Below are 15,142 nucleotides of genomic sequence, written 5' to 3'. Positions count from 1 at the left end.
TGATATTAATGTTGACAATTACAGTTAATAAAAAAGCACGGTACAATTATGAAATTATTGAAACATATGAAGCCGGAGTTGTTTTAACGGGCAGTGAGATTAAATCAGTTCGTAATAAGGATGTCTCAATTAATGAAGCGTTTATTATTATTCGTAAGAATGAAGCGTTTATTATTAATATGATAATTGCTCAATATAAATTTTCTACGGCATATGTCCCTCCCACTGATCGAACTCGAAAATTGCTTTTACATAAGAAACAAATTAAGAAAATTCTTCAACGAATTAAATTAGAACGTTTAACATTAATTCCTTTAAAACTGTACCTTAAAAATAACTATGCCAAATTAGAAATTGCTTTAGGCCGCGGGAAAAAGAATTATGATAAACGCGAAGCAATTAAACAACGCGATAATGAACGATTACGCCAAAAATACTAATGACTAAGTTGCATCATAAATTTTGTTTGCTTGTTACTTAATGTCTTTATCACCTTTATTTTAAGGGTTTTTTATGTTATAATTAATTAATATAGTAAGGGGTAAGTAAATATGAAATGAGATCCTCAACAAACGATTGAAATATTAAAAGAATATGTTTATAGTAAAAATCGACTTGATGAATATCGTAATCGTGTGGCGTTATCAAATTTACAATTACCACCTTTTTATTTAAAAGAGGATAAAAATTAACTTTAATTTTTTCGAAAAATCTTGATAAAGTCAAAAACCCTTATAAAATATAGAGATTTGCAAGAAATACATTTTATCAAAAACCAAATGAAATCCTGATTTTATTAAAATATCAAGATTTTTCTACAAAATTAAAGAAAATTAATCAGTTTCATCGATTGTTGTTCGTTTTATTAATGAGAAAGAAATTAAAAAAACATATGATAAAGAAACTTATGACTGAATTATTAATAGTTTAGAGGAAACCATTTTAAGTTCATTACAAATGGGGGAAGGTATTGTTGGCATTCATCGTCATGAAGATATTTATTTAGTTTTATATGAAGATGCTGGCGATTTAAATTATTTAATTGAAATTGCAAATTATATTAATATCACTGTTAAAATTATTAATTATACGTTATATGAAAAATATCAAACAGTTCGGGAATTTAGAATTGGGATTGAGATTGTCAATGATCCGTCAATTGAAAAAATTAATGATTTAGATGATAGTTTCATTGTTCCTTTTGATGAAGAAGTGAAAGATAGTGTTCAGTTAGCTGAGACATATGCGGCCGAAGTTATTATGTTTAATAATTTGCCGGTTTGTACTGATGCATGGGTTTTTATTAATTTAACTGATGAAAATCAAGAATTAATTCGGAAAAACTATCGACAATATTTTAATTTAAGAATGCCCCATCAACGATTATTTACGAATTTAGTTGACCCTAATGTGGTTTTAGAAATTGAACAGGGAATATTACAAATTGAAGAATAAGATAAAAATAAGCTTTAATTTTGTCGAAAACTATTGATATTTATAAAATATATCTAAAATTAGGTATATTTTTAATATAAAGAGAGGTAAATAATTGATGGAAAAAATACTTGCAGAATTAATAAATAGTTTAACAGATGATCAATTTTTAGAATTTTATGAAAAAGTTAAAAAATAAGCAGAATTAATCAAAAAACAAAAACGCTTAAATGAAATTGATCAAAAATTTAGAGATAAAGGTATTAAATGCCCTAATTGCAAATCTTATCATTGTAACCTATCCAGCGTTTTAAAAGTTATTTTGTCTTGTTCTTTTTTTTCTTTAACATCAATTATTATTTCGGTATAATCATAGGTAGAAAGTGAAGTGGAATAAACTGTAAGCATTAATTTTTGAAGGAGAAAAGAAAATTGAATGAACTGAAACTAACGAGCCAATGATTCAAGACGCAACCGATATTATTGTGAAAATTGAAGAATTTACTTTTTCACATGATGATTATCGTCCTTATTTAGGGAAAAACACTAGTGTCGCTCCTAACACGATTATGGGCCATGAAGGAGTTGACATTATTACCGCAATTGGTGAGAATGTTATCAAGCTTAAAGTTGGTGACCGGGTTGACATTGGTTGTATTATCCATTGTAATATTTGTGAATGATGTGAACAAAAATCCTTTGCTAATTGTATTAAAGGTGGCTTTACCCTAGGGACTAAAATCAACGGAACTCATGCGGAATATGTCCGTGTTCCTCATGGCGAGAATAGCGTTGTTAAAATTCCCAAAACAATGAGTTTAGCTTATTCATTAATGATAAATGATGCCTTACCAACAGGATATGAAAATGTTATTAAAAAAATTGATTTAAAACAAATTAAAAATATTGCTATTATTGGTGATGGGCCAATTGGATTGGGGCTCTTGTTATTATTAAAAAAATATAATAAAAAAATTGATATTTATGATCATCATAGTCAAAAATTAAATTATTTTAAAAAATGGGGGCACATAAAATTTATGATAGCACCTTAACTACATTAGATATTAAATATGATTTAGTCGTTGAATGTGTTGACAATGACCGTGGTACTTTTGAACAAGCACAACAAATGATTAATTTTAATGGTACAATTATTACAATTGATTTTTTAAAAACACCAGTCGTCTTTAATTTGCAACAATTATTAAGTCAAAATATTACTGTTCATACGGGGATTTTAAATGCCTATATTTTAAAAGAATTAGTAGCAAAAATTGAAAATAAAGAAATTGTTCCGCGACAGTTAGTCTCAAAGATTTTTAATAAAAATGAAGTATTAAAAGCATATGAAAATTTTATGGATAAAGATAGTTTCAAAATTGTTGTGAAATTATAATCAGCAATAGAAGTGGGTGAAGAAAAGAAATGGGGTTTTTTCAAAAATTAAAAGCAAAGCGTGAAGAGAAAAAACAAATTAAATTAGAAAAGGCGTTACAAAAAACACGCTTAACTTTTTCTAATGATATTAAAAAATTAGCACATAAGTATAAAGAATATGATGATCAATACTTAGCAGAATTAGAAGAAATTTTAATTGCCAGTGATATGGGAATGAATATGGTCTTGCGAATTACGAACCAAATTCGCAAGAAAGTTCAAAAAGGGTGAAGTATTGAAGACACTAATGATTATTTAGTCGAAGTAATAATGGATTTATATAATGACCCCAAAAGTAAACAAAATAAGTTAAATATTAATAATCATCGTGTCAATGTTATCTTAATGGTTGGTGTTAATGGAGCTGGAAAAACAACAACAATTTCTAAATTAACAAAACAATTTCTTGACCAAAAACAAAAGGTTTTATTAGTTGCTGGTGATACTTTCCGAGCGGGGGCTGTTGAACAGTTAAACCAATGAGCAGAACGCTTACAAGTTGCCATTGTTAAACCATTAAAAAAGGGCCAAGATCCTGCTAGTGTTATTTATGATGGCCTAGTTAAAGGAAAACAAGACCGTGTTGATGTTATTATTATTGATACCGCCGGGCGTTTGCAAAATAAAGTTAATTTAATGAACGAATTAAATAAAATTAATCGTATTATTAAACGAGAAATTCCGAATGCTCCGCATGAAACATTATTGGTAATTGATGGGGTTACTGGTCAAAATGGAATTTCCCAAGCAAAGAATTTTTCTGAAGTAACAGATGTCAGTGGAATTGTTTTAACCAAAATGGATGGAACGGCTAAGGGTGGCATTGTATTGGCTATTAAAGACCAACTAAATATTCCGGTTAAATTAATTGGTTTAGGTGAACAACCAACTGATTTACAAGAATTTGATATTGAACAATATATTTATAATTTAACAAAGGATTTATTTAATCAGAATGAAATGGAAACAGAATAATGAAAGATTTAGAAAAATCAAATGAGTTAATTATTTTATATGAGTTGTATAGTAAATTATTAACAACAAAGCAAAAAGAATATTTTGAATTATATTTTTTTGATGATTACTCGTTAAATGAAATTGCGGGTTTAAAAAGTGTTTCTCGAAACGCTGTATATGATTCATTGGTAAAAATTACAAGTGCTTTGCAAAAATTTGAAAATAACTTACAATTAGGATTTAAACAGCATCAGCGGGATATTATTTATCAAGAATTTGAAAACATTAAAGAATGTGTTCGATTAATCAAAAAATTAAAAAAAATTGATAGTGATTAAGGAGAAACTAAAATGAATATTTTAATAATTGGTGATATTTATGCGCAAGCTGGTCGGACAGCTGTCAAAAAATACTTACCACAACTAATAAAAAAATATAATATTAATTTAATTATTGCCAACGGTGAAAATACAACCCACGGTAAGTCAATAGCGAAGCATCATTATAATGAGTTAAAAGAAGCGGGTATTAATATTATTACTTCGGGTAATCATATTTTTCGGAATCCCGAAGTTTTAAAATATATTGAAGAAGTAAATGATTTATTAAAACCAGCCAATATGAACTCGTTTACCCCCGGGCAAGGGACTGTTGTTATTAATGTTAATAATAAAAAAGTTCGCATTACTAATTTAATGGGCCGCAGTTTTATGGATCCTGTTGATAATCCTTATACCATTTTTGAAGAAATTATTGCAAATGATGATAGTGATTATCATTTTGTTGATTTTCATGCCGAAGCTAGTGCTGAGAAATTAGCTTTTGCTTGAAACTATGATGGGATTATTACTGGTTTTTTTGGAACCCATACCCATGTTCAAACTGCTGATAATCGAATCTTGCCAAAAGGAACCGGATATATTACTGATGTTGGGATGTGTGGTAGTTATGATTCAATTATTGGGGCTAATCCAGATGAAATTATTATTAAAGAAAAAACAGGATTACCAGTGCGGTTTGAACCAGCAACTGAAAATGATCGATTGATTTTTTCAGCAGCATTATTACAAGTGGATGATAAAACAAATAAAGCAATTAAAATTGATCGGATTTTAATTCGTCCTGAAAATGAAACTAATTTTTTGCATAATAAAGGAGAATATTAGACTTCTTGCGATACTAACAAAAATAAAAAAATTACAAATAAAAAAATTAAATTAAACTTTAAAATAAGAATTTTTAAAAATTTTAATTGCTTTTTAAGCATAAATAATCAGGTATCGGAAGAAGTCTATTAAATGACTAGTTTAATTAAAACGAATGTAATTATTATTAATGTTTGTGTTATCCTAGGTATTTTTTTATGTTATTATCTTTTTTACCGTTTGTTAAAGACAAAAACAAAACGAGGAGAAGTTCAATTACCAGAGTATATTGAAAATAAACATTTTATTACTGCTGATCAATATCAATTAACAACATTAGAAACAATTGATAAGACCGGGGAATATATTATTTTAGCAGTTCATGATTTATACGGGCAAAAATAAAACTTTCGGGGTTTAATTAATAATGTCATTTGAGATAAAAATAAAGTTTCGGTAATTGCTTTTAATCAGCGTAATATTATTTAATGGTTCACTATCCTTACCATTACTTGAATAATTTTTATATTTATCTCAATAACTACGCTTTAAATCTGTTATATCAAGTAATAAATTTAGTGGATATTTATTAATGTTTTCTTTGATAAAAAATACAATTTTTCTTTTATTTAATTGTAAAAGTCATGAAGCTTTTTTAGTAATTCATACCTAACTTTGTAATAGTTTAAATCTCTTTTTTCAAATGATTCTTTTGGACCTTTATTGGTGTTTAAAATTCCTTTCTTAAAATTTTCATACCATGAAGCAACAGTTTTTTTATTAATTGCATATTTTTTTGCAATAAAACTTATACTATTATTTTTAACTTCTTGTCCTATCCTTTTTCGAAAATCTGCTGTATATTTATTAAATTTTTGTCCTTTTCTTGCCATATAAAAATGCACCTCCTTTAAAAGTTTAGCAAAGACTTTTTTTCTTTACTTACTTTTTTGGGTGCAGTCTAGTCTAGTGCAGTCTTTTTTTAATCTTCTTTTTTAATAATGAATGATCCAATTGCATCATATAAGGTTTGTAAATAAACATTCTCGGGATTATTAGCAAAGGCAAGGGAATATAATCTTTTTTTTGCTGCTGTTTGTAAGTTTTGTTGTTGAGCAAAAGTATATTCAATTCATTTTAGGATTTGTCCCTTTGTATTTTTGACAATGTCACTAGGAGCTCCTTTATCATTATAAAGTGGGCTTCCTGTTTCATCGTGGGTTCCTAAGTAACCTTTTTCTTTGTATAATCATGATAATGAACGTTTAGCACCACCTTGTTGTGCTAATCAAGCTTGGTCTAAATCAGTTGGTGCTCCGCCTGAACCATATCAAGTTAATGATAATTCTTTGTTATTTTTATCATCAGCTTTATAGTTGATGTTCATGTTTTTCATTAAATCAACGGCATAGATTGGTAAAACTAACACAACTGAACCATATCTTTTATTAGCATCTAAGAATTGGTAACTTGAAGGATTTGTCCCTTCGCCAGATTTAATAATTCCTGGAGTTGCTGTATCAATAATTTTTTGTTTATATGAATCAGCATTGCTTAGGGTTGTAAAAATATCATTTTTGCTTTTGTTAATTCCTACGAATCCTTTAAATCCACTAATACCAAAGATTGGATCAATCCCATCTTTAATCATGTTATCAAATACATTATTTTGTTTATTATTAAACATTTTTGTTAGGATATCTGTTAAGACATTTTTATAATTAGTTAAATTATAATTTAATTCTTCAACTTTTGCTAATGGGCCGCTTCCTGCAAATAATTTATCTAAACTTTCTTTATCTAATTTTAATTCTCAAACCATTTTAAGATATGATTTTCATCGTGCACCACTAACAGTATCTCATGATTGAGCGGCATTAAATAAAGCACTATTTCGATTTAAATAAATTACACTATTATCAACGCTTCCATAACGTTTAATTTCGTTTTGGTGTAAATATGTCGCTGTAATAATTTTATCGATAACTGCTGGTACTTCGACATGAATATAATAATCTTTAAAACGCATTTTTAATGCTGCTTTTTTCTCATTTTCTGACATTGCATTAAAGTCATCATAATTATTACCAGCACTTTTAATTTGAATTTTAAAGTTATTTTCCCCTTGTTTTTTTTGTGATTTTTTATAATCTACGTTAGATGTACCTGTTCAGAAGTGTGATTGAGTACCACCAACATATCATTTTTCAGTTTGATAGTCAGGAGCGTATCCTTGTCCAGCAATTGTTGTCTCTAATGGAGTTGAATTAGAGATTCCAGTAAAGTATTTTGTACTTAAATTATCAAGGGCTACTTGTTCAACAAAATTGATAAATTGTTTAATTAATAATGAGTCAGGTTGACTAATATCAATTGATACTCCTGTATAACGAGCTCTTGTTGCTTCTTCGGAAGCGTAGAAATATTTTGAAATATTAGTATCTAATAATCTTATTGCCATTTTTTTTAATGCTGCTTTAGTAAAAATATCATTGAAAGAATATTTAACAACACCTGATGCATCTTCTACATTAATTTGGGCAATAATTCAACGCTTAACTTGGTCAGCAATCGCAGGCTCAGTAAATCTTTCAAAAGATTTTTTTGCACAAGCAACAAGAGTTGATGTACTAACAGACGAAGTAAAGGCTATTGCCCCTAAAAGGTTTAGTAATTTTTTCATTATTGTCTACCTCCTTTATAGTAAATTGTTGGATTTGTCGTTGGACTTATCATTGCTGGAGCACTTGTTTGTGTTAAAAGCAATGCTGTTTCTGCTGCATTGTTGTTTACCACGACGTAATTGGCATTAATTTCTTCATTTCATACTTTTGCGTTGCTAATTTTATGAACAATATCTTTTGTTTTAATTTTAGCCGCTGGCCCACCAATTTTATAACCTTCAATTGTTTTGTTTTTTGCTTCAAAACTACTGTATAAACGTTGAACAGTTCCGCCAGCTAAATTAGATGACATCGCATTAATAATTGAAATAAATCAATCGGCATTATTTTGGCCTTCGCCATCATTATTAAAAGTAATAAATTTTTTTAATCACTCTTGTGGAGTTATATTTTTTGTTAAAATTTTATTATTAAAGTTATTAAAAAAGTCAAAAATTCATCATCATCATGTTTTATCATCCGCTGAACCAGAACTTGAACTTAAAGTAGCATATTTTTTAACTTCATCTAAAACTTTAAATTTAAGTTTACTATTGCTACTATTATTAACTAAGCTACGGTTTACTAGATACCATAAGTATTGATCATTACTAAATTGAGTATTCATCATTTGTTTTACTTTATCAGTTGTCATAATTTCTGATTTATCATTCATTGCACTATAAGTATTACTTGAGTAATTTAAACTTTTGAATTGTCAATCAATATTATAGTCTTTATATGACGATGCAGTTGCATCTTGTAAATATTCACGACCATCAATATGAACTAAATTTAAACCATTTGTATCAAAGAAACTAACAACCATATCACCGCTGCCACTTCCAATTGTTCAGTTAGCACTAATTGCGTCACCTTGATTTTTACGACTGATCTTAGTTATTACAGCATCTATATCGGCAGGTGCAGCTTCTCCCGTCGCATTAATACTTTCATAAACACTTGATTTTAAAATATTTGATTTAACAGCATCAGCTTGTGTACTTAATGTTAATAAGTCACTTGATGAGGTAACAGTTCCTTCACTGTTAGTAATAAAGTCCTCTCAGCTTTTAGATGATGTTAAATTTTTTAGATCATTATTAATTTGTTTTTTTGTTGCTTCATCAAAACTATCTGCTGTAAAGCCAGTATCAGTTGGTGTTGCACCTGATTTAAAACCATAAGTTATTTTTGAAATTGCTAATGGTTTTTCATTTTGAAATCATTTTTCAGTCATATATTTTTGAAATAATGAAAGTTGTCCAACATCATATGTTTCACTTAATATTGGTGTTCCAATAGATGTTGCTGTTGAATTTTGAAAAACAGGTGTTGAAAATGGTGGATGATTATCGTTCATATATTCTAAATGGTTATAATTATGTGTTTTTAAATCATTTGCAATTTTGTCAAGACAACTATCAATCTCATTAATTGTTAATTTACTAAAATCTTCACCAAAAGAATTTTTACTTTTATCTCAAGTAAAGGCTAAGGCTAATTGAATTCGTAAATTTTGATTATTACTATTTCATTCTTTTGTTGATTTTTTATCTTTAAGGAAAGCAGCAAAATCTTTTAAGAATTCAACTGAACTGTTAGTAGTATTTTGTTTATATACACGCATATTATTATTTAACAAAATGCTAGTTAACATTTGCGTTGCACTAATACCACCATCAACTCCTGTTGTCATAATAGCTGCCTTATAATTTTGTTCTTCAATTTCATATTTTTTGTTACCACTAGCACCGCTAATATCTTTATAGTTTGAATCTAAGAAATCATGATATTTTTTTTCTCATTTTTTTTTGTCGCTATCTTTAAAACTTTGTTTCTTTTTCTCAACAGCTTTATTTGTACTTGTAACCAATAATTCTCAGTGTTTCTTTAAAATGTTTACTAAGTCTTTATAATCTGCGATATCAATATTCTTTTCTTTATTATCTACAAAGAACTTGTTAGAGTTGGCCAAAATTGCAACACTTAAAATTAATGATAATTGTACTGACATTTTAATTCTAGTAGGTCCATCTCATTGGGTTGGATCATTTGTTCATTTTCCATTTCCTGCATTTACAAATGGATTTTCTAGAACACTTCAAATATCAGGTGAAGTAATTTTTTTTCCCCCAAAAATTTCTGGAATTCATGCTCAAATACTATCCCCATTTTCATTTTTGTGTTGATTATTTTTCTCTTTATCTTTAGTACTACAACTCGTTGTGACTACGGTTGTGGACACTATTATCATGCTGCTCAGTAATGATAAAAGTTTTCTCATTTTAGTTCATCCTTCCTTTTGACTTTTTTATTTTTGTACTTTTTGATAAAAAATACTAAATACATTTTATTAAAAAAATATAATAAAGTCTACTTTTATTGTACAATAAAAGTAGACTTTATTAAAAAAATAAAGATAATTTCACTTCTGGATTGGCATAAAAATATTCCAAAGGAGGGATTAAAGTGAAAAAAATTGAAATAAAAGATCTATTTGTTTCGGCGGATAATGAGATTATTTTAAATGGTTTAAATTTAACTGTTAATATTAATGAAATTCATGCTTTAATGGGGCCTAATGGAAATGGAAAATCAACTTTATTGTCAACAATTATGGGACATCCTAGTTATACCGTTGAAAGCGGGAATATTTTAATTGATGGCGAAAGCATTTTAGAAAAAAAAGTAGATGAACGAAGCAAAATGGGGATTTTTTTCGCAATGCAATCACCAGTTGAAATTTCGGGAGTTTTAAATTTAGATTTTTTAAAAGCAATTATTAATGCACATCGTGATTTGCCAATTAAATTACCCGAGTTATATCAGGATATTAATCATAATATTAAGAATTTAAAAATTGATGATAGTATGATTCGCCGTTATTTAAATACTGGTTTTTCTGGGGGCGAAAAGAAAAAAAATGAAATTTTACAATTAAATTTATTAAAGCCATCATTAGCTTTAATTGATGAAATTGATTCGGGCTTAGATGTTGATGCTTTAAATGTTGTTAGTACCGAATTAAAAAAAATGCGAAATAAAAATTTTGCGGCAATTGTTGTTTCACATTATGATCGTTTTTTTAATTTAGTGAAACCGACACATGCGCATGTTATTGTGAGAGGGAAAATTGTGAAAAGTGGCGATTATAGTTTAGTTAAAAAAATTAACGAAGAAGGTTACGAATGATTATTACAAGAGTTAAATTTAACTGCGGGAAATAAAAAAAGTGGGGTCAAACCTTTAGCAGGAATTGGCTGTTCTGCGCAAAAAGGAAAATAAAAATGCGTGTTTTATTCAATAAACAAGAACTTGTTAGTGATAAATTTAATGTTGATGCAACAACACCGGAATTAACCCTTGAGAATAACCAACCTGGGGAAGTTATTGATATTAATTTTGTTCCTAATCTTGTTAATGAAACTTTTTTGTTTTTTTTAAATTTAACATCAGAAGTAACAATTAACTATAATATTCCTGCGAATAGTCAAATTAATATTATTAATATTTATAAAAATCGTGAATGTGAACAAACAGCCAATATTTTTTATAATTTATTAGAAAAAGCCCAAGTTAATACTTATCACTTAAATGTTGTTAATAGTAGTATTACGGAAAATGTTATTTTTAATTTGCAAGGGAAACGTAGTATTTTGAAATATTATTTGGCAAGTTTGTCAACACATGATTATTATAAAAAAGCAATTATTTATGCCCATCACTTAGCGCCGGAAACGGAAAGTGAAATTAAGACATATTCAATTGCCAAAGATAATTCATTACAAACTGTTAAATGTACTAGTCATATTGAAAAAACAATGAGTAAATCAGAAGCACATCAAGAATTAAGATTATTAGTTTTTGATAAAACTTCAAAAGCCATTTCTGATCCAATTTTATTAATTGATGAAAATAATATTAAGGCGAGTCATGCTAATGCGGTCGGAATGCTTGACCCAGAACAATTTTTTTATTTACGAACAAGAGGATTAACAATAACGCAGGCCCGAAAATTAATTTGTATGGGTTATTTTAAAAATGTAATTGATGCAATTGAAAACGAAGAATTACAAAAAAATATTATTAATGAAATTGATAAAGAGATTGGAGAATAACGATGATTGATTATAAAAAAATTAAAAGGCAATTTCCTTTTTTTAAAAATAATGCTGAACAAATTTATCTTGATAATGCCGCAACTAGTTTAAAACCCCAAGTCGTTATTGATGCGATTGGTGAGTACTATGCAAATTATGGAACTAATCCCCATAATATTGATAGTATTTTAGGCTATAAAACAAATGTTCAATATGATATTGTTCGTAATAAAATTCAACAGTTTATTAATGCTAAAAAAGTAACCGAAGTTATTTTTACACCCGGAGCAACATATGGTTTAAATCAAATTGCTTATGGTTTAAGTTCAAAGATTATGAAGGATGATGAAATTTTAATTACCAAACAAGAACATGGGGCTAATATTTTACCGTGATATCGTTTAGCGCAAGAAAAAAAAGCAGTTGTTAAATTTTTACCAGAAACAAATTTTAGAATTAATTTAAAACAATTAGCAACAATGATTACTGCTAAAACAAAAATTGTTGCTTTTGCTAATGTACCAAATATTTTAGGATATGAAAATGACCCGACAGCCATTATTGCAATGATTAGAAAGATTAATCCAGCGGTAATTGTTATTATTGATTGTGCTCAAGGAGTTATTCATATGCCAACTGATGTGCAAAAATGAGATGCTGATTTTATTACTTTTTCGGCACATAAAATTTTTGGACCCACGGGAATTGGGATTTTATGAGGAAAAGAAAAATTATTATTAGAATTAAAACCTTTAATTGTTGGTGGAGGGATGAATGCCCGAGTTGATAGTGATGGTTTAAATTATAGTGTAAAAAAATTACCAGAACGGTTAGAAGCAGGAACAGCTAATATTGCTGATATTTTTGGCTTTGGAGCAGCAATTGATTTTATTAATGCAGTTACTTTGCAAGAAATTATTACATATACCCACCAATTGAAGCAATATGCGATTAAACAGTTTAATGAAAAGTTAAAAGATAAAGCAATAATTTATAATGCCGATGCTAAAGCAGCAACCTTAGTTTTTAATATTAAAAATGTTTTTTGCCAAGATGTTGCAATGCATTTAGGAAGTCGGAATAATATTACAGTGCGAAGTGGCGATCATTGTGCCCGTTTAATTGGTGAAGTTATTCCTGAAAAAAATACCGTTAGAGTTAGTTTTTCAATTTATAATAGTTATGAAGATATTGATTTATTAGTATCAACCCTTGTTGATGAGCAAGATTTTTTAGGAAAGTTGGTTTAAATGGAATTTAATAAAAATGACCCAATGTTTTTACGACAAATTATTATGGACCATTATTCAGAGCCACAACATAAAGGTTTGACCAAAAAACCAGCGGTTTATTTGATTCATCAAGTTTCAGAGTCTTGCATTGATGACATTTATTTAGAATTAATGATTAAAAAAGATAAGATTATTAGTGCTAGTTTTGATGGTGTGGGTTGTGCCATTTCAACAGCGTCAACGGATATTATGGCACAAGAATTAGAAGGAAAAACAATTACGGGAAGTTTAGAAATTATTGATAATTATTTAGCAATGATTTTTGAACAATCATATGATGAAAAAAAAATAGATGATTTAATTGCTTTTATTAATATTCCAAAACAACCAAATCGAATTAAATGCGCCACAATTGGTGTTGCTGGTTTTCAAACATTATTATTAGACTTATTAAAAGCAAATGATAATTAACAAGTAAAGGAGGTCTTATTAATACCAAAATTAAAACAAGAAAAAGAAATTAAAAAAATTTCTAGTTATAAATATGGTTTTAATGACGGAGACATTTCCTACTATAATACGGGGAAAGGTCTTAATGAAGCAATTATTAATGAAATTTCAGATCATAAAAATGAACCAACATGAATGCGAGAAAATCGGTTACAGTCATATCATAATTTTTTGAAAATGAAAAATCCAAGTTGAGGTCCAAATCTCCAATTTATGGATTTTAATGAGTATATTTATTATATTAAGCCAACAGAACATATTGTGACAAAATGAGAAGAAGTTCCTGAAAAAATTAAAGAAACCTTTGATCGATTAGGCTTACCAGAGGCAGAACGGGAATATTTAGCTGGAATTAAAGCCCAATATGATAGTGAACCTGTTTATGGTAGTATGCTGAAAGAAGTTGAAGAAAAGGGGATTATTTTCTTGGATTGTGACACGGCATTACGAGAACATCCGGAATTATTTAAAAAATATTTTGGAACACTAGTTCCTAATACGGATAATAAATATGCAGCGTTAAATGGGGCAGTTTGATCGGGGGGATCATTTATTTATGTTCCGAAAGGCGTTAAATTAGAAAAACCATTACAAGCTTATTTTCGAATTAATTATCAGAATAGTGGACAGTTTGAACGAACATTAATTATTGTTGACGATGATGCTGAATTACATTATATTGAAGGTTGTACAGCGCCAGTTTATTCGTGTGATTCTTTGCATGCAGCGATTGTCGAAATTTTTGTTGGGAAAAATGCTAAAATGCGTTATACCACAGTTCAAAATTGAAGTGATAATGTTTTAAATTTAGTTACAAAACGGAGTATTGTTGAGGAAAATGGTCAAATGGAATGAATTGATGGTAACGTTGGTTCAAAAATTAATATGAAATATCCTAGTGTTATTTTAAAAGGGAATAATAGTAAAGGACAATGTATTTCAATTGCTGTTGCTAAAGAAAATGTGATTCAAGATGCCGGTTCAAAAATGATTCATTTAGGGAAAAATACCTCTTCGAAAATTATTTCTAAATCAATGACTTTTAATGGGGGAACAACCAATTATCGTGGCTTAGTTCATATTGGTCCTAAAGCACAATATTCAAAAGCACGGGTTAAATGTGATACCTTAATTTTAGATGGAAAATCACACTCTGATACAATTCCCCAAAACAAGGTTTATAATAATGAATCACAAATTGAACATGAAGCAACAGTAAGTAAAATTTCCGAAGAACAACTGTTTTATTTACAAAGCCGTGGTTTATCTGAACAAGAAGCTTTAGAAATGATTATTATGGGATTTTTAGAACCTTTTACGAGAGAATTACCAATGGAGTATGCCGTTGAATTAAATCAATTAATTAAAATGGATATGGAAGGTAATGTTGGTTAATGGCAGTTCTTGGTAAGCAAAAAATTCTGCGAGAAAAGTTAATAGTCCGAAATAAGCTTTCATCGGCTTTACGTCAACAAAAAGAAACAGAAGTTTTTAATTGCTTTTTAAGCATAAATAATAATAGACTTCTTGCGATACTATGATAATCATCGCAAATTAATTCATAAAGAAAAAATACAAATAGGAATTTATACTGCAATGTTTCTTTTAACTGAGATATATAAATAAAAATTTTTCTAGATTATTATTAATATATAAAG

Annotated in this window: 17 protein-coding genes; 14 read left to right on the top strand and 3 right to left on the bottom strand. The window is 28.4% G+C overall.

Annotated elements, in window-relative coordinates; genetic code table 4:
- Positions 1 to 8 precede the first annotated feature (8 nt).
- The 9 genes from smpB (at position 9) to ACQH23_RS05470 (ending at position 5,381) form a co-directional block, all read left to right on the top strand.
- Positions 9 to 440: an SsrA-binding protein SmpB gene (gene smpB / locus ACQH23_RS05510; protein WP_425379228.1), complete on the top strand. Its 432-nt coding sequence runs from the start codon at positions 9 to 11 to the stop codon at positions 438 to 440.
- A gap of 111 nt (positions 441 to 551) precedes the next feature.
- Positions 552 to 692, top strand: coding sequence for a hypothetical protein (locus ACQH23_RS05505; RefSeq protein WP_425379227.1), 141 nt, complete (start codon positions 552 to 554; stop codon positions 690 to 692).
- Positions 693 to 957: 265 nt separating this feature from the next.
- The gene (locus ACQH23_RS05500) at positions 958 to 1,455 is read left to right on the top strand and encodes a hypothetical protein (protein WP_425379226.1); all 498 of its coding nucleotides are present in this window, start codon (positions 958 to 960) and stop codon (positions 1,453 to 1,455) included.
- A 437-nt stretch (positions 1,456 to 1,892) separates the two neighbouring features.
- A complete protein-coding gene (locus ACQH23_RS05495) occupies positions 1,893 to 2,489 on the top strand; it encodes an alcohol dehydrogenase catalytic domain-containing protein (RefSeq protein ID WP_425379225.1) in 597 nt (198 codons plus the stop codon).
- The gene (locus ACQH23_RS05490; protein WP_425379224.1) at positions 2,456 to 2,833 is read left to right on the top strand and encodes a hypothetical protein; all 378 of its coding nucleotides are present in this window, start codon (positions 2,456 to 2,458) and stop codon (positions 2,831 to 2,833) included. Before ACQH23_RS05495 ends, ACQH23_RS05490 begins: the two co-directional genes overlap by 34 nt.
- Positions 2,834 to 2,862: 29 nt before the next feature.
- Positions 2,863 to 3,849 (top strand): signal recognition particle-docking protein FtsY, encoded by a 987-nt coding sequence (gene ftsY / locus ACQH23_RS05485; protein ID WP_425379223.1) that lies wholly within the window; start codon positions 2,863 to 2,865, stop codon positions 3,847 to 3,849.
- Positions 3,849 to 4,169, top strand: coding sequence for a YlxM family DNA-binding protein (gene ylxM / locus ACQH23_RS05480; RefSeq protein WP_425379222.1), 321 nt, complete (start codon positions 3,849 to 3,851; stop codon positions 4,167 to 4,169). The genes ftsY and ylxM overlap by 1 nt, the downstream gene beginning before the upstream one ends.
- A 12-nt stretch (positions 4,170 to 4,181) precedes the next feature.
- Positions 4,182 to 4,997, top strand: coding sequence for a TIGR00282 family metallophosphoesterase (locus ACQH23_RS05475; RefSeq protein WP_425379221.1), 816 nt, complete (start codon positions 4,182 to 4,184; stop codon positions 4,995 to 4,997).
- A gap of 132 nt (positions 4,998 to 5,129) precedes the next feature.
- Positions 5,130 to 5,381, top strand: coding sequence for a hypothetical protein (locus ACQH23_RS05470; protein WP_425379220.1), 252 nt, complete (start codon positions 5,130 to 5,132; stop codon positions 5,379 to 5,381).
- Positions 5,382 to 5,605: 224 nt separating this feature from the next.
- Here ACQH23_RS05470 and ACQH23_RS05465 read toward each other — a convergent pair whose 3' ends face one another.
- From ACQH23_RS05465 to ACQH23_RS05455, 3 genes are all read right to left on the bottom strand, one after another.
- Entirely contained in the window at positions 5,606 to 5,869 is a 264-nt protein-coding gene (locus ACQH23_RS05465; protein ID WP_425377654.1) for a hypothetical protein, read from the bottom strand.
- Between the two features lie 89 nt (positions 5,870 to 5,958).
- Positions 5,959 to 7,659: a lipoprotein gene (locus tag ACQH23_RS05460; protein ID WP_425379219.1), complete on the bottom strand. Its 1,701-nt coding sequence runs from the start codon at positions 7,657 to 7,659 to the stop codon at positions 5,959 to 5,961.
- Positions 7,659 to 9,896, bottom strand: coding sequence for a hypothetical protein (locus tag ACQH23_RS05455; protein WP_425379218.1), 2,238 nt, complete (start codon positions 9,894 to 9,896; stop codon positions 7,659 to 7,661). Before ACQH23_RS05455 ends, ACQH23_RS05460 begins: the two co-directional genes overlap by 1 nt.
- Positions 9,897 to 10,111: 215 nt before the next feature.
- On the opposite strand from ACQH23_RS05455, the gene sufC reads away from it, so the two are divergent.
- From sufC to sufB, 5 genes are read left to right on the top strand one after another with little or no spacing between them, the layout of a single operon-like run.
- Positions 10,112 to 10,927 carry a Fe-S cluster assembly ATPase SufC gene (sufC, locus tag ACQH23_RS05450; protein ID WP_425379217.1) on the top strand — a complete coding sequence of 272 codons (816 nt, stop codon included), beginning with the start codon at positions 10,112 to 10,114 and terminating at the stop codon, positions 10,925 to 10,927.
- A gap of 2 nt (positions 10,928 to 10,929) precedes the next feature.
- Positions 10,930 to 11,760, top strand: coding sequence for a SufB/SufD family protein (locus tag ACQH23_RS05445; RefSeq protein ID WP_425379216.1), 831 nt, complete (start codon positions 10,930 to 10,932; stop codon positions 11,758 to 11,760).
- Between the two features lie 2 nt (positions 11,761 to 11,762).
- On the top strand, positions 11,763 to 12,992 hold the full coding sequence (locus tag ACQH23_RS05440; protein WP_425379215.1) for an aminotransferase class V-fold PLP-dependent enzyme: 1,230 nt from the start codon (positions 11,763 to 11,765) through the stop codon (positions 12,990 to 12,992).
- On the top strand, positions 12,993 to 13,445 hold the full coding sequence (gene sufU / locus ACQH23_RS05435; protein ID WP_425379214.1) for a Fe-S cluster assembly sulfur transfer protein SufU: 453 nt from the start codon (positions 12,993 to 12,995) through the stop codon (positions 13,443 to 13,445). It begins immediately after the preceding gene.
- 21 nt (positions 13,446 to 13,466) lie between these two features.
- The gene (gene sufB / locus ACQH23_RS05430) at positions 13,467 to 14,879 is read left to right on the top strand and encodes a Fe-S cluster assembly protein SufB (RefSeq protein ID WP_425379316.1); all 1,413 of its coding nucleotides are present in this window, start codon (positions 13,467 to 13,469) and stop codon (positions 14,877 to 14,879) included.
- Positions 14,880 to 15,142 lie beyond the last annotated feature (263 nt).

It is taken from the genome of Spiroplasma endosymbiont of Polydrusus pterygomalis (genome assembly GCF_964030635.1).
GTDB lineage: Bacteria > Bacillota_I > Bacilli_A > Mycoplasmatales > Mycoplasmataceae > Spiroplasma.
The sequence above is the reverse complement of the archived record's forward strand: the minus strand, read 5'-3'. Positions and strand labels throughout refer to the sequence as shown.